This window comes from Pandoraea vervacti (assembly GCF_000934605.2).
Taxonomy (GTDB): domain Bacteria; phylum Pseudomonadota; class Gammaproteobacteria; order Burkholderiales; family Burkholderiaceae; genus Pandoraea; species Pandoraea vervacti.
Map to the genome: position 1 here is coordinate 4,062,095 of NZ_CP010897.2, position 22,116 is coordinate 4,084,210.

Below are 22,116 nucleotides of genomic sequence, written 5' to 3' on the forward strand. Positions count from 1 at the left end.
CGTCTGAAGTCGATGCGGTGTGGCTTGTCTTGGCTATCGCCGCATCATTGCTTGTCGGCGGGCGGCGCGGCCTTGCCCCATGGGTTCGGCAACTGCGCGTTGGCGTAGCCGGATACGAAGCCCTTGCGCTCGCCGGATTCGGTGAAGACGCTACGATGTACCGCGCCGATATTCGCGCCGTACACGTGAATGCTGACCGACACCCGGTCGTCGTACGCATTGCTCACGCGGTGAATATCGCCCAGGCGCGGCGACAGCACTTCCACGTCCCCCGGGGCAAGGCGCACCGGATCGCCCGCCACGACGGGGATACCTTTCGCGTCGAGCACATACGGTTGCGAGTGCTCTGCGCCGCGCAACATACCGATCAGCCCCCACACGGTGTGATCGTGAATCGGCGTGCGCTGCCCCGGCCCCCAGACGAAGCTCACGATGGTAAATCGCTGGGCCGAATCGCAATGCAGCAGGAATTGCTGGTAATGATCGGGATGGGGCGTGGCGAACGCGTCAGGCAGCCAGTCGTCGCGCGCCACGAGTTGGGCGAGCAGGCCAGCGCCCTCTTCGAGCAGGGTCGTTTCGTGCGGACGTCGTTCCAGCAGCCGCGAGAAGGCCGCGACGAACGTGCGCAGCGGGTCGAGCGCGTCGTAATCCTGTGCAGGCAAATCGCGCGACAAGGCGATGCCATCCAACACTTCGGTAGTGCCTGTCATGCAGATTCCCGGAAAGCTGCGAGCGCCTGCCGTCCGGCAGCGCTCAGAATGGTGTCGTTTTGCGGCGTGTGGATACGGCTGCACAGCACGTCGCGATGATAGCGCTCCAGCGGGTTGTTGCGCGAGAGACCGTGGTTGCCGGAAAGCTGCAGGGCCAGTTCCAGCACCCGGATGGCATTGCCCGTTACCGTGAACTTTAGCGCACCGCTGGCAATGTCGTCATCGGGGTCTCCCGCATCGGCCGCCTGCGCCGCCGCATCGAGCAGACGCTGATTGACATGCAGCAGCGTGGCGATCTCGCCGACCGTCTCCTGCACGCGCGGCAACGTGGCGAGCGGCGCGCCGAGATTGCCCGGCACCCGCGTGTTGAGGAACGTCACGAGCCAGTCGACGCCGGCGCGCGCCACCGCGTCGTACAACGTGCCGAGCAGCACGCTCATCCACGCCTGCTGTTCGATATGCGCATCGTTGTCACGCTGGCCGATGCCCGCGGGCGCCCATTCGCCGGGAGGGCGGATGTCCACTGCGTTGCCGAACGGCAGATCGATGTCTTCGAGGATGACCTCGTGGCTCGCAGACGCGCGCAGACCGAGATGATCCCAGTTCTGCACGACGCGGATACCGGGCCGATCGGGCGATGCTTCGGAGCCCGCCGGACGCGGCACGAGAAAAACCCCGACGCGCGGTTCCGCTTCGTCGGTGCGCGCCCAGACGCACAGCCAGCGCAGCGCGGGAATCCCCGTGCAATAAAGCTTGCGGCCGGACAGCCGCCAGCCGGTTTCGGTGCGCCTGGCAATCGTCGACGGCAGCCCGCCGCGCGCGGGCGTGCCGAGATCGGGCTCGACGCGCAACGCGTTAATCAACGCACCATCGCGCACGGCGCTCTCGAACACGGCCTGACGCTGCGCTTGCGGCCAGCGCGTGCTGGTACGCACGAGCGAGCGATGCTGGAGATAGGTCATGGTTAGGACGAGCGCCGTGGCCGACTCCCCGGCAGCGACCGCCCCGATGATGCGGCGCGCCGTGACCAGCCCGCCACCGCCGCCACCGGCAGCACGCGGCACGATCTCCGAGATCAGGCCGTGGCGATGCAACAGCGCAAAGTTGTCGAAAGGAAAGCGCGCATCGCGGTCGAGCGACGCTGCGCTTTCGGCCAGCGCGCGCGTAATGGGCGGGAGCAGCGTGTCGAGTTGCGCCGCGCGCACGGGGCCGTCGGCACGCGGCAGCGGCAGCACCGCCCCGGAAGGTGCGAGACCAGAAGAAGCCATGATTTTGGAATAAGCAAATATGCGTTCGACGCAGGGTGCGCCGCTCTACGCAGTGCCCATAGCGTAAGGCCCGGCACGCGCGTGCCCAACCATCCATATCGAATAATCTTTGCGTAAATGATTATTTAACGACCGAAGATTGTTTGCGTACGCTCCCACCCATTCACCGTCTGTTCCGATCGATGGGCGTGTAGCGCAAACCGACCCACGTCGCCGTGCACGCGTCCCCTACCCTACATCAGGAGAGCGTCATGAGCGTCGAGATCATCGGCATGATTCAAAGCAGTAAGCAATCCGAAATACACCCGAAAAGCGGTGCTGCCGTCGACCGAGATTACGTGCGCAATTTCGCGCGGGCTCACGAGCAATCGGGCTTCGACCGCATTCTCGTGCCGCATCACTCCACCAGCCCGTCGGCCACGCTCACGATCGCTTACGCGTCGACCGTGACCGAGAACATTCATTTCATGCTCGCGCACCGCCCGGGCTTCGTCGCACCGACGCTGGCGGCGCGCCAGATCGCCACCCTCGACCAGTTCAGCGGCGGACGCCTTGGCGTTCACTTCATCTCGGGCGGCTCGGATGAAGAACAGCAGCGCGACGGCGACTTTCTCCTGCATGACGAGCGCTACGCCCGCACCGACGAATATCTGAGCATTCTGCGCCGGATCTGGACGGAGGACACGCCGTTCGATCACGACGGCAAGTATTACCGCTTCAAGCAAGGCTTCTCCGAAGTCAAGCCGGTGCAGCAGCCGCATGTGCCGATCTTCTTCGGTGGCGCTTCGGATGCGGCCGTCGCCGTCGCGGCCAAGCATGCCGACATCTATGCGCTCTGGGGCGAATCGCTCGATCAGGTGCGCGACATCACCACGCGCGTGCGTGCAGCCGCCGCCGCGCATGGTCGCGTGCCGCGCTTCTCGGTGTCGTTCCGCCCGGTGCTGGCCGAGACCGAAGCGAAGGCATGGGAGCGCGCCGACAAGATCCTCGCGCAGGCCAAGGCGATCCGCGAAGCCGCCGGCCTGCCGCAAGGCTCGGCACTGCAAAGCGAAGGGGCGCGACGTCTGCTGGCCGCCGCCGAAAAGGGCGCGCGACTGGACAAGGTCCTGTGGACGGAGATCGCCAAGCTCATCGGCGGTCGCTCGAATTCCACGGCCCTCGTCGGCACCCCGGAACAGGTCGCCGACGCCCTGCTCGATTACTACGATCTGGGCGTGACGACGTTCCTCATCCGCGGCTTCGACCCGCTGGGCGACGCCATCGATTACGGCCGCGAACTGATTCCGCGCTTGCGCACGCTGGTCGCCGAGCGCGATCGCCAGAACGAGGCCACGCGCCGCGCGGCCTGACTTGACTTGATTTCGACGCACAGGAGAAACCCAATGGCTGCCGTTCTGCCCGTCGACACCCATGGCTTCGGCCGTACGAATTCGACGACCTCCCCCCCGAACACCCGCACCACGCCGACCGGTCTCGTGCTCAACGCAGCGCCGCAACAGCGATTCTGGTTCGACGCGCCGCCCGTGCGCAGCGACATTCTCGCGGAGCGTCGTCATCGCCAGACGCGTCTGGCGGCCGCGTTTCGCATCTTCGCGCGGCATGGCTTCGATTTGGGACTGGCTGGACACATCACCGCACGCGACCCGGAACTGACCGATCACTTCTGGGTGAACCCGCTCGGCGTGCACTTCTCGCGCATCAAAGTCTCAGACCTGTTGCTCGTCAACGCGAAGGGCGAAACGGTCGTGGGAGACCGCCCGCTGAACAAGGCGGCGTTCGCAATTCATGCGGCGATCCACGAGGCGCATCCGCATCTGGTCGCCGCCGCGCACACGCACTCGACCTACGGCAAGGCATGGTCGACGCTGGGCCGTGCGCTCGACCCGCTCACCCAGGACTCGTGCGGCTTCTTCGAAGACCACGCCCTGTTCGATGACTTCACCGGCATGGTGGTCGACGGCAGCGAAGGCGAGCGCATTGCGCAGGCGCTGAACAAGCCGGACGGCAGCGGCACGGTCAAGGGCGTGATTCTGAAGAACCACGGCATTCTCACCGCCGGCCCGACAGTGGAGGCCGCCGCGTGGTGGTACATCGCGCTGGAGAACGCGGCGCACACGCAGTTGCTGGCGCAGGCCGCAGGTACGCCGCAACCGATCGATGAAGCCACCGCACGACACACGCACAGTCAGGTCGGCGGCCCCGAAGGCGCACTGTATTCGTTCGAGAGCCTTTATGAAGGTCTCGTCGAAGCCGAGCCGGATCTGCTCGACTGACATGGCTCGCTCGGCGCCGTGGCGCTGCCCGACTGGCACGCCCGCGCACTCATACGCACGCAAGCACGCACACAAACATCAGAAATCAACAGGGGAGTCGTATCCATGAAGTTCCGCCACACCGACAAGACCACCCGCGTCGTCACGCCGAACGAAGTGCATGCCGGTCGCCGCAAAGTGCTGCGCGCAGGCGCCGCCGCAGCGCTGGCCGCCCCCGCGCTGTTGCTCGGGCGTCAGGCCTGGTCGCAGCCCAGGAAGCTCACGTTCGCGTGGAACCAGAACTCGTTCTGCCTCACGCCCATCGTCGCTGCGCAGGAGCGTGGCTTCTTCGAGAAGAACGGCCTGCAAGTCGATCTGATCAACTACAGCGGCTCGACAGACCAGTTGCTCGAATCCATCGCCACCGGCAAGGCCGACACCGCCGTGGGCATGATCCATCGCTGGCTCAAGCCGCTTGAATCGGGCTTCGACGTGAAGATCATCGGCAGCTCGCACGGCGGCTGCGTGCGGCTGCTCGGCTCGAAGGCGGCGGGCATCACGTCGCTCGCCGCGCTCAAGGGCAAGACCGTCGGCGTGTCGGATCTGGCCGCACCGGGTAAGCACTTCTTCCAGATTCTGCTCGCGAAAAACGGTATCGACGCGGAGCGCGACATCACGTGGCGTCAATATCCGGCGGACCTGCTGGGCGTGGCTGTCGACAAGGGTGAGATTCAGGCGATTGCCGACGGCGATCCGAACCTGTACCTGCTGGAGAAGCGCACCAACGGCGCCTACGTCGAACTGGCGACCAACCTCAGTGGCGAGTACGCCCGCAAGGTGTGCTGCGTGGTCGGCGCGCGCGGCGATCTGGTGCGCAACGACCGGGCAGCGGCCAGTGCGCTGGCGCGCTCCATCGTGCAGGCCACCGAGTTCGTCAACGAGAATCCGAACGAGGCCGCCAAGATCTTCGCCAAGTACTCGCCGAAGATCAGCACCGAAGACCTGCGCAAGCTGTACGCCACGCTCACGTATTCCCATCATCCGACCGGCGTCGATCTGCGCGACGAAATCGCGTACTTCGCCGACGACTTCCGTCGCATCGGCGTGCTCAAGAAGACGACCGATCCGCAGAAACTCGCGCAGCACGTCTACGCCAATGTGCTCGGCTGACCCTGCGCCCCATGGATAAACGATCATGAGTGCCATTCTCGACAACGCAGCGCTGCGCGGGGCGTCCCCGGCCGGCGCGCTGGAATTGACGGAACACGCCGAAGGATCGACGCTGCGATTGCCTGCGTCGGCGCCGGCGTCCACTTCTGCCTCTGCTTACGCTTCGGCGTCAGCCCCCTCCCTGCCCCGCTTCGACGAGACGCAAATCGATCAACTGTTCGCCGCACCGCGCACCCCGGCCTTGTGGGGCGTCGGGTTCGCCGCCGCGCTCGCATGGGCGGCGTTCGGCTCGCTCACGCTGCGCTGGCCGAATAAGGTCGTCGGCTTCGCCGACTGGGCGTTTACGGAGGAGCTGGGCGTGTTCGCTCTCGTGGTGGCCGCGCTGCTCGCCGTCTTGTCGGTGTCCGGTCGTGCAACACCGCCGCTGCTACGTCTGCGTGAAGCCCTGACGGGCGCGGGACCATGGCTCGTGGCGATCCCGGTGGCGCTCTCGGCATGGGAGATCCTCACGGCGAAAACCGGCACACTGCCCACGCCGTTCTTCGCACCGCCACAAGCGCTCATCGAGGTCTACACGGAAGACTGGCGACGTCTGGGCGACAGTGCGGTCAACACGCTCAAGCTGCTGGGGCTGGGCTTCGGCTTCGGGGCAATTGCCGGCTTTCTGATCGGCGTGTCGATCGGCTGGTCGCGGGCGATCGGCTATTGGGTGCATCCCGTGCTGCGCGTGCTCGGTCCCGTACCGGCCACGGCGCTGCTGCCGCTCACGTTCTACTTCTTCCCGTCGAGCTATTCGGCAGCGGCCTTTCTGATTGCGCTGTCGACGGCATTTCCCGTGGCCGTGCTCACGTGGTCGGGCGTTGCAGGCGTGAACAAGAGCTATTACGACGTGGCGCGCACGCTTGGCGCTTCCGAAGCCTTTCTCGTGCTGCGCGTCGCGATTCCGGCCGCGCTGCCGAATGTGTTCGTCGGCCTGTTCATGGGACTGGGCGCCTCGTTCTCGGTGCTTGTCACCGCCGAGATGATGGGCGTGAAGTCCGGCCTTGGCTGGTATCTCACGTGGGCTCAGGGCTGGGCGTCGTACGTGAACATGTACGCCGCGCTCATCGTCATGGCTCTGCTCTTCTCCGGCGTGATCACGCTGCTCTTCACCGTACGCGACCGCGCCCTCGCCTGGCAGAAAGGAACCGTCAAATGGTAAGCGCCGCCACCTCTTCCCCGACGTTCGCCGGCGCAGATGCCCAAGCGCAGCACGCCCGGCAAGCGCCAACAGTGACCGATCGTCAATCGTCGGCCAACGACACCGGCGCACAAATCGACATTCAGGGTGTGAGCCACTGGTTCGGCTCGCGACAGGCGCCGTTGCAGGTGCTCGATGGCGTCGATCTGAAGGTCGCCCCCGGCGAATTCGTCGCATTGCTCGGCCCGAGCGGCTGCGGCAAGTCCACGTTGCTGCGTCTGGTCGCCGGACTGGAGACAGCCACGCGCGGGGCGATTACGCAGGACGGCGCACCGATTACGCGTCCCGATCCGTCGCGCATCGTCGTGTTTCAGGACCCCACGCTGTACCCATGGCGCACGGTGCGCGATAACGTCGCGCTCGGTTTGCAGGCGCGCGGCGTGTTGGCCAGGGAGCGGCCTCGCGTCGACGCTGCACTGGCGCGCGTGGGCTTGTCGGAATTCGCCGATGCCTTTCCGCACCAACTCTCCGGCGGCATGGCGCAACGCGTGGCGCTGGCGCGTGCGCTGGTGAACGATCCGCGTCTGCTCGTGCTCGACGAGCCGCTCGGCAAGCTGGACTCGCTCACGCGACTGGCCATGCAAAGCGAACTGGTCGACCTGTGGCAACGCGCGGGCTTCTCGGCGCTGCTCGTGACGCACGACGTGGAAGAGGCTCTGTTTCTGGCACAACGCGTGATCGTCTTCAGCCCGCGTCCGGCGAAGATCGTGGCGGAGTTGCGGGTCGACTTGCCGTATCCGCGACATCGTGGCGACGCCCGTATCACCGAACTGCGCCACGAAGCGCTCCGACATCTGGGGCTCGATGCCAGTTGGTAAGTCTCTTCCCGCATTCGCTGTGCGCAGTCCCGATATGCCTGTCACGTCGTCCTTCCTGCGGTCGTCGGCCCGTTCCCCAGCGGAGCGGCGTCGATGACCTCGCCGCCCTCTCATCTCTGGCTGAACGCCCTGTTGCAGGCATTGCAGTTCGTGCAATCCGCGTGGCTTGAGGCCCTTTATGCGCTCGGCATCACCGACGACTCGCATGGCGCGCCTGCCTGGCCGTTCGCGTCTCGCATCGCCGGTGAGAATCTCGTCATCGATGTCTCGCTCGCCCGGCAGTTTGCATGGATGCTCGCGGCGATTGCGTTCGCCGTTGCCTGCCTGCTGATCGCGCTGCTGTGGCGACGCGCCTGGCGCTGGCTCGCGCTCGCCGCCATCGGTGCGCTGCTCGTCGCGCCGTGGCCATCGCCTTCGTTATGGCTCACGGCGGCCGTGCCCACGAGCTTCCATTCGAGTCCGACGGGATTCACGGTGCAGAGCATCGCGCGCGGCTCGCGTGTGTACGCGGCGCAATGCGCGGCATGCCACGGCGCCGACGGACGCGGCGAAGGCCCCCTTGCCGCGACGCTCGATCGCTGGCCGCCGACGATGGCGAGCGCACTGCTGAGCCGCCGCGCGGATGGCGAACTGTTCTGGCACGTGTTGTATGGCATGCGTCGCGAACAGGGTGTCACGATGCCGGGGTTTGCCGGACGTCTCAGCGACCGTGAAATATGGGCTGCGCTCGATTACATGCGTGTGCTCTCGGCCTCTGCCGGGATGGCCGCCGGCGGCAGTTGGCCGGTGCCGATCGCACTGCCCTCCCTTACCGTCAAATGCGCCGATGGCCCGGCGCGTCAGGTCGCGGCATGGCGAGGTCGTCAGCGTGTTCGGGTCGTCGCCGTGGACGCCACGCATCCGCCCCCCTTCGAAGATCCGCGCTTTCTCACACTGCTGATCCGCGACGGGAACGTGCTGGCGTCGAGGCAGCAGGGGCAGGAGCAGGAGCAAGGGCAGCCCGTGCGGGCGGTGCGCACCGTCACGTCGTCGGGCAAGGCGGCGCAGGTCACGCCGCTATTCGGCGCACGGGCGGACTGTATTGCCGACTCGCCAGAGGCATGGCAGGTCTTCGCACAGATTGCAGGCGCGTCGCCGGGGTCGCTGGCGGGCACCGAATGGCTGGCCGATCGCGACGGCTGGCTGCGCGCGCTGGCACCGGCCGGTCGCCGCGGCTGGGCCGATGGCGGACTGATGTGCACCACCTCGACTTCGGCGCCCGACGATGCCACGGCCAATGGCCGCAACGGCCCCGATCCGCTGAGCACCACGCTGCGCCGGATGGACGACGACCCGGTGCGCTTCGTCAAAGGCGGCTTCGTGCATTAGCGCAGGCGACGCGCACATTGCCCGCCGTCTTCGATTCAGGATCAGCACGCGCAACACGCGGTTGACGCGCGGATTCCCACCCTTTCCGATCCACCACAGGCTCCACACCATGACGATTTCCCGACGACGCTTCTTGCAATACGTTACGACGACCAGCGCCGCAGGCACGCTCACCGCGCTCGCCCCGCCGGGCACCGCCTTCGCGCAATCCGGCCGTCAGGTACTCAAGGCCGGCGATCAGAAAGGCGGGCTGCGCGCTCTGCTCGAAGCCGCCGACGAACTCAGGCAACTGCCCTACGACATCCAGTGGACGGAATTCCCGGCGGCAGCGCCGCTGGCCGAAGCGCTCAACGCCGGCGCGCTCGACTGCGGTCCGATCGGCGACGCGCCCGTGATTTTCGCGTTGTCCTCCGGGGCCGCGATCAAGATCATCGGCGCGAACCGTTCGGACGCTTACGGCACCGCCGTGCTGGTGCGCCCGGACTCGACGCTGCGCACCGCTGCCGATCTCAAGGGCAAGAACGTCGGAACGACACGGGGCTCCATCGGCCATTTCGTCACGCTCAAGGCAATCACGGCGGCAGGGCTCTCGCCGAGCGACGTCAACTTCCGCTTCCTGCCGCCGGCCGACACGGTCACAGCGCTCGCGAGCGGATCGGTCGATGCATGGGCAACGTGGGAGCCCTACACGGCGGTGGCGGAGACGACCGGACGCGCACGCGTGCTCGTCAATGGGCGAAGCCTCTGGTCGGGGCTGAGCTATCTCGCTGCGACGGACGCCGCTGTCGCCGCCAAACAGGAAGTGCTGCGCGACTTCCTCGCGCGTGTGGTGCGCGCCCAGGTCTGGTCGTATCAGCATGTCGACGCATTCTCCGCCGCCATGGCGCGCATCATCGGCATTCCGCCCGAAGCCGCGAAGCTGCAGTTCTCGCGACGCGCCACGAAATGGCGCAACATCGACGACGCGCTCATCGCCGAACAACAGCGCACGGCAGACTTCTATTCGCAGGTCGGTTTGCTGCGTCAACCGCTCGACGTCAAACCGACGTTCGACCGGCGTTTCCCCATCAAGGTCTGACCAGGGTTCGATCAGCGGTTCAGTCGATCCTTCGGTCGACCGTTCGGCGACGGTCCGGTCGACGGCGCGGTCGACGGCGCGGTCGACGGTTGCCCAAGACGGTCCGGACGCACGGGAGGTCGAGTCGCCCGATGCGCCGCCCGGCGCCAAGTGGCTTGGCGGGAATTTGACGAAGTGTCTCTGGCGCCTGCGCCAAGGCGCCCGGACACTGGGGACTCTCGTGTCCTTGCCCCATCGGGCCCCAGGCTCGCCATGATCGCCAACGCCACGCTCGACACCCATCTTCTGATCGCCTTCACAGCGTATTTCGTCAATGCCGCCAGCCCGGGGCCGAGCAACCTGGCGATCATGTCCATTGCCGCCAATCACGGCCGACGCCCGGCGCTGACCTTTGCGCTCGGGGTGATGTCCGGCTCGCTCTTCTGGGCGATGGTCGCCATGCTCGGGATCTCGGCAACGCTACTGGCATACGCGCAATTTCTCGTGGCGCTCAAGATTTTCGGCGGTGCGTATCTTCTGTGGCTGGCCTTCAAGTCGGGGCGCGCTGCGTTGCGGCCCTCGTCCTCGGCGACGTTCGTACCGACGGATGCCAACGGCAACCTGTCGCTCAGGCGCCTTTATCTGCGCGGCACGCTTCTGCACCTGACCAACCCGAAGGCCGTGCTCGGATGGATGTCGGTCGTAGCGCTGGCGTCGGGACCGGACGGCGCCTTGCCCGTGGCGGTCGTGCCCGGCTGCGCTGCGCTCGGCCTCACGATCTTCTGCGGCTACGCCATGCTTTTCTCCACACGCACGGCGCGGCGTGTCCATCTGCGCATTCGCCGCGGGCTGGACGGATGTCTCGCGGTCGTCTTCGGCACCGCCGGGTGGCAGTTGCTGACCTCGCGTATGTAAGCGGCAAGCCCCCGAAGGACGAACGGGCTTCGCCTGTGCTAGGGTGACGCCCTACGTCCCTCCACCTTCGTGGCATGACAGCCTGACGACACTCTGCCGCCCGGCTGCAAGCGCTGCGCACACGTTCGCCCATGCTCGATTTCGACGCCGACGCGCTGATGCGTCTCGTAACCACGCCCATGCCCTACGGCAAACACAAGGGCACGATGATTGCCGACCTGCCCGGGAACTACTTGAGCTGGTTCGCCCGGGAGGGCTTCCCGCCGGGCGATATCGGCCGCCTGCTCGCGCTGATGCACGAGATCGATCACAACGCGCTCGGTGAACTGCTCAAGCCGTTGCGCGTGCAGGCCGCGCGCGCGAGGTCATCGACGGCAAGCGACTGACGGCCGGCGAGCGGCCCCTGCGGCTCGCGGCGTCTGATGCAGGCGTCGCTTTGCGTCAGCGTGCAGCAAGCATTGGCGGCAAATGGCGGCTGACCCACTGTGTGCACTGTTCATGCGCACGCGCGAGTTGCAGCACGGCGAGATCGGCCTGCGCCGGGCCGATGATCTGCATGCCCATCGGCAACCCGCGCGGATCGAAGCCGACCGGCACACTGATCGCCGGAAGCCCGGCCAGCGTCGGCCCGATCACCACCTCCATCCAGCGGTGATACGTGTCCATCGGCCGGCCAGCGACGGCCTTCGGCCAGTGCGTCTCGGCTTCGAACGGGAAAACCTGTGCGCTCGGCAGTAGCAGGAAGTCGTAACGCTCGAACAGGCGCGCCAGCGCGCGGTACCACTCGCTACGGTCGGCCGAGGCGCGAAACACGTCGGTCGCGCGCAGTCCTTCTCCGCCTTCCACCTCCCACTGCGCCTCGGGCTTGAGCTTGCCGCGACGTGACGGGTCCGCGTAGAACTCGCCGAGCGAGCCGTTCACCATCCAGTGACGCAGCGTCAGCCAGGTCTGCCACAGCCGCTGGGGCGCGAAGTCGGGCGCACACGCTTCGATCTCGCATCCCAACGCGGCGAAATCCTTCAACGACGCCTCGCAAAGCGCCATCACACCGTCTTCCATCGGCAAATAGCCGCCATAGTCGCCGAGCCAGCCGAGCTTCACACCCTTCACATCCGTCACGTCGCGCTGGAGCGCGCCGGGGAAGTGCGACGCGTCGCCCGCAATGGACAGCGGACTGCGCATGTCGTAGCCCGCCTGCGTGGCGAGCAGTTGCGCGACGTCGGCGACCGTGCGGCCCATGGGACCTTCGGTACTCATCTGCTGGACGAAAACTTCCGCTGCGGGCCCATAAGGCACACGGCCCTGCGATGGCCTGAAACCGTAGACGTTGCCGTATGCCGCCGGGTTGCGCAGGGACCCCATGAAGTCGCTACCGTCGGCCACCGGCAACATGCGCATGGCCAGCGCGCTGCCCGCGCCGCCGCTGCTGCCACCGGCGATGCGCGTGGGATCGTAGGCGTTGCGCGTCGTACCGAACACCGGGTTGTAGCTGTGCGAGCCGAGTCCGAACTCCGAAACGTTCGTCTTGCCGATGAAGATCGCCCCCGCCGCGCGAATGCGCGACACGCTGATGCTGTCGTGTGTATCCGGCGCCGCCGAGGTCAACGGTGAACCTTTGCGCGTGGGCAGCCCCGCGCAAGACGCAATGTCCTTCACGGCATGCGGCATGCCGTGCATCCAGCCGAGATACTCGCCATTGGCCAGCTGGCGGTCGCGGGCGTCGGCTTCGGCCAGCAACGCGTCGGCATCGCGCAGCGACACGATGGCGTTGACGGTGGGGTTGTACCGCGCGATGTGTCCGAGATACGCCTGCATCACTTCGCGACAGGACACGCGCCGCTCGCGGATGGCGTCGGACAATGCGAGCGCGTCGAGGGCGACGATGTCGTCGAGGGAATGTCGTGGCGTGCGGGAAATGGACTCGATGGACTCGATGGGCTCATTCAGCCCGTCGGGCACTTCTGCCACGTTCGGCACGTTCGGCGCTGCGGCCATGTCTGTCTCCTTGGCGGGTGATGTGCTGATGCGTTCCGGTGCACGCGATGCGCGCCTGCTGGCGGACATTGTCGACCAAACCTGCGCGCCGTGCCGAGGTCGGCATATATTATTCACACATTAACGAAATGGCGCGCACAAAAAAGCGCGGTCCCGACGTTCATCGGACCGCGCTTCACTTCCCGGATCGTGGCATCGGCGGATCGGCGGATCACCGAACCACTCACCTGATCACCAAACTGCCGCCGCTCAGTGCGCCAGCGGATCGAGCCCCGTCGACGCGACATCCTTCGACGCCGCCGGCGCCGCCATATAGTCGAGCAGCTTCCTGCCTTCTTCCGGATGCGGCGCCGTCACCGGCACGCCGCCGGCAAAGCGCGTGACCGATTGCAGGGACTCGGGAATCTTGCCTGCGTAGGCGATTCCCTTGACCGGCAGCAGTTCACTGACCTGCTGCAGGCCCATCGCGTAGTCGCCTGCCGCGACCTTTTCGGCCACGGGCGTCTTCTGGACCATCACGGCCTTGCCCTGCATCTGATCGGCAATGCCGAGCTTCTTGAACAGTTCGCGTTCGACATAGACGCCACTGGCGCTATCCGAATACGCCACCGACTTCGCTGCCAGCAGCGCCGCCCTGAGCTTTTCGGGGGTGCCGACGTCCGGCACCGGCTCGCCCGCCCTGACCACGACACCGATGCGTGAATCGGCCAGATCGACGCGCGAATCCGGGCGCACCTTGCCCGCCTTGATCAGATCGTCGAGCGCGTAACCGACCATGATGACGACGTCGGCCGACTCGCCGCGCGCCAGACGATTGGGGATCGCCTCGGGCGCCTTGCCCATCGACGGACCCCATGCCGTGTCGACGTGATCGCCGCTGGCCGCTTCGAACTTCGGCAGCAGCAGCTTGTATGCGGCGGTAAAACCGCCCGAGTTCATCACGCGCAGATCTTCCGCGCTGGCGGGGGCGGCGCCAAGCAGCGCCGTCATGACGACGCCGGCGCTCAGCAGGCCCAGCGCACGGTGCAGACGTCCCATCGAAGTGACTGTCATGGTGTTGTCTCCGTTCGTTATTGTGAATATTGTGGATCCGGCACCGTCGGCTTCAGCCGGCAGCCAGTTCGGCGCGACTGCCCTGCCCGCCGCGGCGGCCACGGTACAGCGCCAGCGTCGCGCAGATCGCACACAGCGCGGCAAAGCTCATCCAGTAACCCGGTGCGGCCTTGTCGCCCGTCGCGTGAATCAGGTAGGTCGACAGCGCCGGCGTGAAGCCACCGAAGAGCGCGGTTGCGAGGCTGTAAGCCAGCGAGAAACCCGCAACCCGAACGTCCGGCGGCATGACTTCCGTCAGTGCCGGAATCATGGCGCCGTTGTACATGCCGTACAGGAACGAGAGCCACAGCAGCGCGACCAGCATGCGCGTGAAGCTCGGCGCCTGCACCAGGAACGAGAGCACCGGATAAGCGCTCACCAGCGTCAGACCGGCAAACAGCAGCAGCACGGGACGCCGACCGATGCGGTCCGACAGCGTGCCGCCGACCGGTAGCCAGATGAAGTTCGACACCCCAACGCACAGCGTGACGAGCAGCGCATCGGCGCTCGACAGATGCAGCACGCTCTTGCCGAACGTCGGCGCGTAGACGGTGATGAGGTAGAACGCGGTGGTGGTCAGCGCCACGAGCATGGTGCCGCCGATCACGACGCCGAGATTCGACGCCATCGAACGGAACACTTCCTTGACCGACGGGTGACGCTTGCGTTGCTTGAATTCGTCGCTTTCCTGCAGCGAGCGGCGCAGCACGAAGATCACGGGCACGATCAGGCAGCCCACGAGGAACGGCAGACGCCAGCCCCACGACGCGATCTGTTGCGCGGTCAACGTGAGCGACAGGGTGAAGCCGAGCGCCGCCGACACGACGATGGCGACCTGCTGACTGGCCGACTGCCAGCTCGTGTAGAAGCCCTTGCGGCCCGGCGTGGCGATTTCTGCGAGATAGACGGACACACCGCCGAGTTCGGCGCCAGCGGAGAAGCCTTGCAGCAGACGGCCGATCAGCACGAGTGCGGGTGCGGCGAGGCCGATCGTCTCGTAGCCGGGCACGAACGCAATGAGGATCGTGCCGCTTGCCATGATCGCCAGTGTCGTGACGAGACCCTTGCGGCGGCCAACGTTATCGATGTACGCGCCCAGCACGATGGCGCCGAGCGGTCGCATCAGGAAGCCCGCGCCGAATACGGCAAAGGTCAGCATGAGCGAGGCGAACTCGCTGTCGGTCGGGAAGAAGACGCGAGAGATCTGGGTCGCGTAGAAACCGAACAGGAAGAAATCGAACTGCTCGAGGAAATTGCCAGCCGTGACGCGCAGGACTGCACCGGCTTTTGAGGGGCGACGCGAAACTGCGTCGTTGGGGCGCTGTGACATGCGCTGTCTCCGTGTTGCCTGCGGCCCCGGGGATAGGACCGCAAATGATCGTCGCATGCGTCTCTGCCAGGGACGTGTCAGGCCGTCGCGGACGCTTTTTTGAAGCCGCCAATGTTGCGCCGGAAGTTCCACGCTTGTGAATTGCAAGTTTTGGAAGGATTGATGCGCACACGCTATCAATCGTAGGATGTCTGATGCACCGACCGAGCGGTAACACGGTACACTCCTGGCCGCGCCGTCGCGGCTTGCCAGCCCGTGCGGTCAAGGGTTTCCCGGTTTTTCCGGACACCGCCGGTGTTCTAACGGCATTCATCCCACCATGTCATGGCGATCAACTTCGATCTGAACGATTTGCAGGCCTTTCGCGCGGTAGCGCAACTCGCGAGCTTTCGCCGCGCGGCCGAATCGATCCATATCTCGCAGCCGGCCTTGTCGCGCCGCATCGACAAGCTCGAAGACGCGCTGGGCGTCAAACTCTTCGAGCGCAGCACGCGGCGCGTGGCGCTGACCAACGTCGGGCGCGCCTTCGCGCGCGATGCGGAGCGCATTCTCGACGATCTGGACAACGCGTTGCTCGGCATCCGCGACGTGGCCTCGTCGAGCCTCGGGCATGTCACGATCGCCTGCGTGCCGTCTGCCGCCTATTACTTCATGCCGCAGGTCATCTCGCGCTATCACAAGGCGTTCCCGCGCATCCGGATCTCGGTGCTCGACGCAAGCGCCAACGAGGTGCTCGCAGCCGTGGTCAACGGCGACGCGGACTTCGGCCTCAATTTCATCGGCAGCCAGGAGCCGAACATCGAATTCAAGCTGCTGTTGCAGGAACGGTATGTCGCTGCGTGCCGTCGCGATCATCCGCTCGCGGGCAAGAAGCGGGTGAGCTGGCGCGAGCTTTACGAGCACGACTACATCACCGTCGGCAAGGTCTCGGGCAATCGTCTGTTGCTCGATCAGGCGCTCACCGGCCTGCCACAGCGTCCGCCCAGCATCTGCGAGACGCAACACGTCACGACGATGATCGGGCTGGTGGAAGCCGGGCTGGGGGTGGCCGCCGTGCCGACCATGGCCATGCCCGGCGCCGACCATCCGGTGCTCACGAGCGTGCCGCTGGTCGACCCGGTGGTCACGCGGCGCGTGGGCATGATCCGTAGCAAGGCACGAGCACTCTCCCCGGCCGCCGCACAGTTGTATCGCTTCGTCGCGGAGATGAAGGCGCCCGCGCGCCGGCGGGCCGGCGGCATGGTGGCGGATGCGGGCGATGTCGCCGTTAGCGTCGACGTGCCGTGATTGCACGTGCGGAAACACTTTGTTACCTGTCTTACGCCGCGCGAAACAATGGGGCGATGGCGGCAGTGTCTGGCGTCTTTATACTTGCGTCGCGTCAATCCGAATCTCTTTCAAGACTCATGTTCAAGCGAATTTTCCCGATGGTGGCGATCGCCACGCTGGCTGCAACGACTTCCCTGACGGCGACGGCCAGTGATATGAATAACGCCCTTGGCGGTGCGCTGGGCGGCGTGGCAGGCGCGGCCGTTGGCGGCGCGCTGGGCGGCAGTACCGGTGCAGTGGTGGGCGGCGCGGTTGGCGGTGGCGCCGGTGGCGCCATGACGTCGAACCGTCGCGAACGCACGGGCGCGATCATCGGTGGCGCGTTGGGGGGTGGTGCGGGTACGGCCGCCGGCAACGCGATGGGCGGCCGCTCGGGCGGCCTGATCGGCGCGGCCGTCGGCGGCGGCGCCGGTGCGGCGCTGGGCGGCAACATGTCCCGCTCCAGTTCGTATGACGACGATCGTCATTACCATGGCAAGCGTCGTGGTCATCACAAGCATCATCATTGATCCGACTGGGCTGACGAACTGCGATAGCGGCGGGGTCGCCCCGGCTTCACGTGCATGCGCCTCGCCAGCTCCGCGTCTCGCACGTTTGGCGCAATTACCCCGTTCCTACGGCAGCCAGCAATCCGCAAGCCGCAGCGCGAAGCTGCGGCTTTTTGCGTGATCGCGCAAGACGTTATGGGTTGCCCGGTTCGCTCGGATAGGGGCCGATGCCGGTCGGGTAGCTGCCGGGAATGAGCATCGACGGATCGAGACGGTCGATGGTCGTGCGGCCCGTCAGCGCCATGGTCACGTCCATCTCCTTCGCGATCACCTCCAGCGCACGCCGCACACCGGCCTCGCCCATCGCGCCCAGTCCGTACAGGAACGGACGCCCGATCAGCGTGCCCTTCGCCCCGAGCGCCATCGCCTTGATCACGTCCTGCCCCGAGCGAATGCCGCCGTCGAGCCAGACCTCCGTATCGCGTCCGACCGCCGCGACGATGTCCGGCAATGCACGAATCGTCGAGACGGCGCCATCCAGTTGACGGCCACCGTGATTGCTGACGACGATGGCGTCCGCCCCGGTGTCGCGCGCAGCGCGCGCATCCTCGGGATCGAGCACCCCCTTGAGCACCAGCTTGCCGCCCCAGCGCTTTTTGATCCACTCGACGTCGTCCCACGACAGTCGCGGATCGAACTGCGCCGCCGACCACGCGGCGAGCGATCCGATATCGTTCACGCCCTTCGCATGCCCCACGATGTTGCCGAACGTGCGCCGACGCGTGCCTAGCATGCCCATGCACCAGCGCGGTTTGGTCATCATGTTGGCGATGTTCGGCAGCGTGAGCTTCGGCGGCGCCGACAGACCATTCTTGATGTCCTTGTGACGCTGGCCGCTGATTTGCAGGTCCATGGTCACCATCAAGGCCGAACACCCTGCGGCCTTCGCCCGATCAATCAGACGTTCGATGAAGTCGCGATCCTTCATGACATACAACTGGAACCAGAACGGCGCCTTCGTGTGCGCCGCCACGTCCTCGATGGAGCAGATCGAGACGGTCGACAGCGTGAACGGCACGCCGAACGCCTCAGCGGCGCGCGCCGCAAGAATCTCGCCGTCGGCGTGCTGCATGCCGGTCATGCCGGTGGGCGCAAGCGCGACCGGCATGGCCACCGACTGCCCGAGCATCGTCGTTCGCGTGCTGCGATGCTCGATGTTGACCGCAACCCGCTGACGAAACGCGATGTCGGCAAAATCTGCGGCGTTCGCGCGATACGTCGACTCGGTCCAGGAACCGGAATCGACATACTCATAAAACATGCGCGGTACGCGCCGTTGTGCGAGAACCCGCAAGTCCTCGATGGTGGTAATCACTGCCATGCTGCGTCTCTTGTTTTAAGAATGCATTCTCGCGATTCGAGAATAGTTAATATCTTCTAGATTATTTATTTCTGCTTCACGAGGTCGACGAGCGACTGCGTGTGCTTAATTGTCTTCAGGACAATGTTCGATTGAATCGACATTACCGCCGGTGCACGGTACAACTCATTGACGATGAAGTCGGAGTAATGCGCGAGGTTACGCGCTCTTACCGTCAAGATGTAATTCGCCGAGCCGGTGACGATGCGCGCCGTGACCACTTCGGGCCAGTTCTGTACGGCGGCCAGAAACTTTTCGTGCCATTGATCGACGTCCGGACGCAACGTGATCTGCACTAGCGCTTCAAACTCCAGACCGATATGCTGTGCGTCCACGATGCAGCGGTATCCGGAAATCACCCCCCGATCCTCGAGCAATTTCACCCGGCGCAGGCATGCCGACGGCGACAGGCCAACGGCGTCCGCCAGCTCCTGGTTGGAGATGCGGCCATTGAGTTCCAGATGGCGAAGGATGCGCAGATCGGCAAGGTCGAGGTTCATTGGCAGAATCCATCAAGTTTCCCGGGATTCTGGCAGATCCTTCGATTCCCCGCCAGTTGCTTGATAGAAATAGCAAGCAAATTCAAATTTTGCGTTGATATGATAGCCCTCGACTCTGGCCGAATGGGTGAGGCATTCCGGCGTCGGGTCGATTCAGATATTGCAGCCGTCGTGTGAGAGAAATTCGCAGTCTCCTAAATCGGAAGGCGCTGCGAATCGATTTAAAGAGCATTCATAAAACGTTGACAAGACGCAACAAGGAGACCCATGAAGTCTGCAATTCCGGCCAGTCTGGCCGTTCTCTCGGCCGCCTGCGGCCTTGCGTTGAGCAGCACCGCCGTCGCACAGAGCAGCGTAACGCTCTACGGAATCGTCGATCAGAGCGTTAGGTATCAAACGAACGCCAATGCCAATAACGACGCCCTGTGGCAAGTCACCAATGGCGCCGTCACCAACAGCCGTTTCGGCTTCAAGGGTTCGGAAGATCTCGGCGGCGGCATGAAGGCGATCTTCCAGTTGGAATCGGGCATCAACCCGCAGAACGGCACGCTCGCGAACAGCCCGCGTCTGTTCGATCGCTATGCGTTTGTCGGCCTGCAAAACCAGTACGGCACGATTAAGATCGGCCGCCAGGCGACCGAGGCGTTCAACGTCTACGGCGACTTCGATCCGCTGACCATCGGCAACTACGCGAACAACTCGTGGATGTACAACATCACGCGCGGCCGCGTGGATAACGCCGTGAGCTATGCGGGCACGTTCGGCGGCCTGTCGGTCGGCGCAACCTACGGCTTCGGCAATACGGCCGGCACGATGGCCGCCAGCAACTACTGGGGTGCGCGCGCCGCTTACGCGATGGGACCGTTCCAGGTCGCCGGCGTCTATCAGCAAGCGCGCGACGCCGCCAAGCGCGTGCAACAGATGTGGGGGCTGGGGGGCATCTACAGCGTCTCCATCGCCAAGGTGTTCGTAGGCTACATGGGCGGACGCGACCGCAGCGGCTGGCTCGACGGCACGCTCAACGATCCGGCCCACCCGGTCACCACCGGCAACCTGAACGACAATCCGCGCAAGGACATGACGTTCTATCTCGGCACGACCATTCAGGCCATGCCGAATCTCGCCATTACCGGCGCGGCTTACTTCGACGACATCAAGAACATCAACGCACAGGCAGGCGACGCCGGTTCGGGCCGTCGCTATACGTATGTGCTGCTCGCGGAGTACGCGTTGTCCCGACGCACGCAACTGTACGGCACCGTCGACTACAACAAGGTCAGCGGCGCCGCTCGCGTCGAACTGCCGGGTAATTCGACGCAAGTCGGCGTAGGCACGGGCATCCGCCACATCTTCTGAACGGCAGGCGCGACGCGCTCGCGCCTTTGCCACCGGAAGACGTCAGCGTCTTGCGGTTCGTATGACCCGCCCCGGCTTCGACCGGGGCGGCGGGGCCCGTTCGTGCCGGCGTTTGCGTATGTGGGCGTCGCACCGGCGGGCGATGGCAAGCAATGCAGCACTCACGCGATATCGTGTGCGCCGCCAGATGCGCGCCGCGGTGTCCAAGAGGTATGACATGACGCGTACTCCCCAGCCCCCTCAGTCTTCGTCTTCAGGCAAGTCCCGCGACTTCTCGCACATCACCCGGCGCGAGCAGGGTCTGCGACGCTCGCTCACCGCCAGTCAGATGGCGATGATTGCCATTGGCGGCGCCATCGGCACCGGCCTGTTTCTCGGCAGCGGCTTTGCCATCGGCTTCGCCGGACCGAGCGTGCTCGTCTCGTATGGCATCGGTGCGCTGATCGCACTCATGCTCATGGGGTGCCTCGCCGAGATGACGGTCGCGCACCCCACATCGGGTTCGTTCGGCGCTTACGCCGAGCACTACATCGGCCCTTGGGCAGGCTTTCTGGTGCGCTATGCCTACTGGTCGTGCATCGTGCTGGCCGTGGGCACGGAAGTGAGCGCCATTGCCGTGTACATGAAGTATTGGTTCCCGCAAGTGCCGGGCTGGTATTGGGTCGCAGGTTTTTCCGCTGCGCTGGTGCTCGTGAACGCCATGTCGGTGAATCTGTTCGGCGCGATCGAATACGGCTTTTCACTCATCAAGATCACGGCCATCGTCCTCTTCATCTTCATCGGCGCGTACGTGGTCTTCATTGCCCCGAACTCGGTCGCGAGCGCGGGGCATGCGCCGGCCGGGTTCGCGAACTACACCGCGCACGGCGGCTTTTTCCCGAAGGGACTCTGGGGCATGTGGGTGGCCGTGATCATCTCGATCTTCAGCTACCTGTCCATCGAGATGATCGCCGTGGCCGCGGGTGAAGCGGAGCATCCCGAGCGTGCGGTCACGCGCGCCTTCCGCTCGACGGTCGTGCGCCTGGTGCTGTTCTATCTGCTCACGCTCGCGCTGATGCTCGCCATCGTGCCGTGGACTGCCGCCGGTCAGGACGAAAGCCCGTTCGTCAAAGCAATGCAGGCCATCAACATTCCAGGCGCGGCCGGCGTCATCAACTTTGTGGTGCTGATTGCCGCGCTCTCGTCGATGAACAGCCAGCTCTACATCACCACGCGCATGATGTTCTCGCTCTCGCGCGCCGGCTACGCCCCTGAGCGCTTCGGCGAAGTGAACCGGCGTGGCGTGCCGCTCGCCGCCCTGCTGCTCTCGACGCTGGGCATCGCGCTCGCCACGCTCGTGAACTTCCTGTACCCCGAATCCTCGTTCACGTTCATGATGGCGATCTCGATGTTCGGTGCGATGCTCACGTGGATGATGATCTTCGTCACGCACTTCTTCTTCCGCCGTGCGTGGCGACGCGAGCATCACGCGCCGCTCGCGTTTCGCATGTGGGGCTTCCCGTGGCTCACGTTGCTGGGCGCGGGGCTGATGGCCGCCATCATGATCACGACGCTCTTCACCGGCGTGTTCCGCATGACGATGATTTTCGGCGTGCCGTTCGTGGTGGCCGTGCTGCTCGTCTACTTCCTCTGGTATCGCAAACACGACAGCCAGCCGCAGGGACGCACGATGACGCGTGCATGAGGCGTGCATGAGGCGTCCATGAGGCGTTCATGACGCAGTCCTGAGCCTGCGTCGACACAAAACGAAAGGGGCACCGGTCAATACACGGCGCCCCATTTTCATGCGGTATGGTCTGGCTGGCATC

Annotated in this window: 20 protein-coding genes; 13 read left to right on the plus strand and 7 right to left on the minus strand. The window is 65.2% G+C overall.

Features of this window, described 5'->3' with window-relative positions:
- Positions 1-44: 44 nt before the first annotated feature.
- Both UC34_RS17610 and UC34_RS17615 read right to left on the minus strand, forming a co-directional pair.
- Complete coding sequence (locus UC34_RS17610) at positions 45-710, minus strand: cysteine dioxygenase family protein (protein ID WP_052811117.1); 666 nt, start codon at positions 708-710, stop codon at positions 45-47.
- Positions 707-1,978 carry an acyl-CoA dehydrogenase family protein gene (locus UC34_RS17615; RefSeq protein WP_052811118.1) on the minus strand — a complete coding sequence of 424 codons (1,272 nt, stop codon included), beginning with the start codon at positions 1,976-1,978 and terminating at the stop codon, positions 707-709. The genes UC34_RS17610 and UC34_RS17615 overlap by 4 nt, the downstream gene beginning before the upstream one ends.
- A gap of 251 nt (positions 1,979-2,229) precedes the next feature.
- Between UC34_RS17615 and UC34_RS17620 the strand changes: the two genes are divergently transcribed.
- The 9 genes from UC34_RS17620 (at position 2,230) to UC34_RS17660 (ending at position 11,184) form a co-directional block, all read left to right on the plus strand.
- Entirely contained in the window at positions 2,230-3,327 is a 1,098-nt protein-coding gene (locus UC34_RS17620; RefSeq protein WP_044456593.1) for an LLM class flavin-dependent oxidoreductase, read from the plus strand.
- 33 nt (positions 3,328-3,360) lie between these two features.
- Complete coding sequence (locus tag UC34_RS17625) at positions 3,361-4,251, plus strand: class II aldolase/adducin family protein (protein WP_044456594.1); 891 nt, start codon at positions 3,361-3,363, stop codon at positions 4,249-4,251.
- Between the two features lie 105 nt (positions 4,252-4,356).
- The gene (locus UC34_RS17630; RefSeq protein ID WP_044456595.1) at positions 4,357-5,400 is read left to right on the plus strand and encodes an ABC transporter substrate-binding protein; all 1,044 of its coding nucleotides are present in this window, start codon (positions 4,357-4,359) and stop codon (positions 5,398-5,400) included.
- 79 nt (positions 5,401-5,479) lie between these two features.
- Positions 5,480-6,601 carry an ABC transporter permease gene (locus tag UC34_RS17635; RefSeq protein WP_418303946.1) on the plus strand — a complete coding sequence of 374 codons (1,122 nt, stop codon included), beginning with the start codon at positions 5,480-5,482 and terminating at the stop codon, positions 6,599-6,601.
- The gene (locus tag UC34_RS17640; protein WP_084070771.1) at positions 6,595-7,458 is read left to right on the plus strand and encodes an ABC transporter ATP-binding protein; all 864 of its coding nucleotides are present in this window, start codon (positions 6,595-6,597) and stop codon (positions 7,456-7,458) included. The genes UC34_RS17635 and UC34_RS17640 overlap by 7 nt, the downstream gene beginning before the upstream one ends.
- 93 nt (positions 7,459-7,551) lie before the next feature.
- Positions 7,552-8,826 (plus strand): c-type cytochrome, encoded by a 1,275-nt coding sequence (locus UC34_RS17645; protein WP_044456596.1) that lies wholly within the window; start codon positions 7,552-7,554, stop codon positions 8,824-8,826.
- Positions 8,827-8,935: 109 nt separating this feature from the next.
- Positions 8,936-9,904, plus strand: coding sequence for an ABC transporter substrate-binding protein (locus UC34_RS17650; protein ID WP_044456597.1), 969 nt, complete (start codon positions 8,936-8,938; stop codon positions 9,902-9,904).
- Positions 9,905-10,156: 252 nt separating this feature from the next.
- On the plus strand, positions 10,157-10,798 hold the full coding sequence (locus tag UC34_RS17655) for a LysE family translocator (protein WP_044456598.1): 642 nt from the start codon (positions 10,157-10,159) through the stop codon (positions 10,796-10,798).
- Positions 10,799-10,929: 131 nt separating this feature from the next.
- Positions 10,930-11,184 carry a DUF3820 family protein gene (locus UC34_RS17660; RefSeq protein ID WP_044456599.1) on the plus strand — a complete coding sequence of 85 codons (255 nt, stop codon included), beginning with the start codon at positions 10,930-10,932 and terminating at the stop codon, positions 11,182-11,184.
- Between the two features lie 55 nt (positions 11,185-11,239).
- Here the strand turns inward: UC34_RS17660 and UC34_RS17665 are convergent, their stop codons facing one another.
- The 3 genes from UC34_RS17665 to tcuC all read right to left on the minus strand — a co-directional run bounded on the left by UC34_RS17665 (position 11,240) and on the right by tcuC (position 15,215).
- Positions 11,240-12,793 carry an amidase gene (locus UC34_RS17665; RefSeq protein WP_084070772.1) on the minus strand — a complete coding sequence of 518 codons (1,554 nt, stop codon included), beginning with the start codon at positions 12,791-12,793 and terminating at the stop codon, positions 11,240-11,242.
- 249 nt (positions 12,794-13,042) lie between these two features.
- Entirely contained in the window at positions 13,043-13,783 is a 741-nt protein-coding gene (locus UC34_RS17670) for a substrate-binding domain-containing protein (protein ID WP_044458350.1), read from the minus strand.
- Positions 13,784-13,898: 115 nt separating this feature from the next.
- Positions 13,899-15,215: an MFS transporter gene (gene tcuC, locus UC34_RS17675; RefSeq protein WP_044456600.1), complete on the minus strand. Its 1,317-nt coding sequence runs from the start codon at positions 15,213-15,215 to the stop codon at positions 13,899-13,901.
- Positions 15,216-15,539: 324 nt separating this feature from the next.
- On the opposite strand from tcuC, the gene UC34_RS17680 reads away from it, so the two are divergent.
- Together UC34_RS17680 and UC34_RS17685 are read left to right on the plus strand one after the other, a co-directional pair.
- Positions 15,540-16,502 (plus strand): LysR family transcriptional regulator, encoded by a 963-nt coding sequence (locus UC34_RS17680; protein WP_044456601.1) that lies wholly within the window; start codon positions 15,540-15,542, stop codon positions 16,500-16,502.
- Positions 16,503-16,621: 119 nt separating this feature from the next.
- Complete coding sequence (locus UC34_RS17685) at positions 16,622-17,053, plus strand: hypothetical protein (protein WP_044456602.1); 432 nt, start codon at positions 16,622-16,624, stop codon at positions 17,051-17,053.
- 172 nt (positions 17,054-17,225) lie between these two features.
- Here the strand turns inward: UC34_RS17685 and UC34_RS17690 are convergent, their stop codons facing one another.
- Both UC34_RS17690 and UC34_RS17695 read right to left on the minus strand, forming a co-directional pair.
- Entirely contained in the window at positions 17,226-18,413 is a 1,188-nt protein-coding gene (locus UC34_RS17690; RefSeq protein ID WP_044456603.1) for an alpha-hydroxy acid oxidase, read from the minus strand.
- Positions 18,414-18,478: 65 nt separating this feature from the next.
- Positions 18,479-18,952 (minus strand): Lrp/AsnC family transcriptional regulator, encoded by a 474-nt coding sequence (locus UC34_RS17695; protein ID WP_044456604.1) that lies wholly within the window; start codon positions 18,950-18,952, stop codon positions 18,479-18,481.
- Positions 18,953-19,219: 267 nt separating this feature from the next.
- Here UC34_RS17695 and UC34_RS17700 point away from each other — a divergent pair, with 267 nt between their 5' ends.
- Positions 19,220-20,308, plus strand: coding sequence for a porin (locus UC34_RS17700; protein ID WP_044456605.1), 1,089 nt, complete (start codon positions 19,220-19,222; stop codon positions 20,306-20,308).
- Between the two features lie 217 nt (positions 20,309-20,525).
- Entirely contained in the window at positions 20,526-21,992 is a 1,467-nt protein-coding gene (locus UC34_RS17705; RefSeq protein ID WP_044458351.1) for an amino acid permease, read from the plus strand.
- The last annotated feature ends 124 nt before the right edge of the window (positions 21,993-22,116 follow it).